General features: G+C 76.3%; 2 pseudogenes. Both read right to left on the minus strand.

The window, feature by feature from the left end:
• Window positions 1-321, minus strand: a pseudogene (locus G3573_RS21955) (hypothetical protein); the annotation flags it as partial.
• A pseudogene (locus G3573_RS21960) lies at window positions 312-510 on the minus strand (hypothetical protein); the annotation flags it as partial. The pseudogenes G3573_RS21955 and G3573_RS21960, both read right to left, overlap by 10 nt.

The raw sequence follows: 510 nt of genomic DNA on the forward strand, positions 1-510 counted from the left end.
GAGCAGGCGCGGGACCAGCACCGCGCCGTCGGTCAGGGCCACGTGCGGCTCGGCCCCGAGCGCGCGCGCCGACAGCGGACCGCGCACGCACCACAGCCGGCGCGGCGTCTTCCAGCCGTCCAGCCGGTCGTAGCCGACCCCGCTGGAGAACACGTGCAGGAAACCGACGCCCGGCGTCGGCATGCCCACGATGGTGCCGATGCCGAGGAAGCCTTCGCTCTTGTCCTGGTCGAACAGCTCGGGGGCGAGCGCCGGCCAGAGGACGCCGTTGAGGTCGTCGCCGAAGTTGGGCCGCGCGTTGCGGCAGGCGATCAGCTCCACGCGCGCGCCTCCGCCCGACGCGGCGCCGACCCCAGGCCGAGCAATCGTCGCCAGAAGCCGAGCGACCAGCCCAGGTGCATGACCATGGCGGCCGCGCCGGAGCCGGCGGCCCAGGCGTCGCGCTCGCGCAGGCCCAGCCACGCGCCGTAGGCCAGGCAGCCGCCGGCCCACAGGGCGGCGGGCGTGGCC

Origin of the sequence: Caulobacter sp. 17J65-9 (assembly GCF_010975005.1) — a bacterium.
In the GTDB taxonomy this organism is placed as follows: domain Bacteria; phylum Pseudomonadota; class Alphaproteobacteria; order Caulobacterales; family Caulobacteraceae; genus 17J80-11.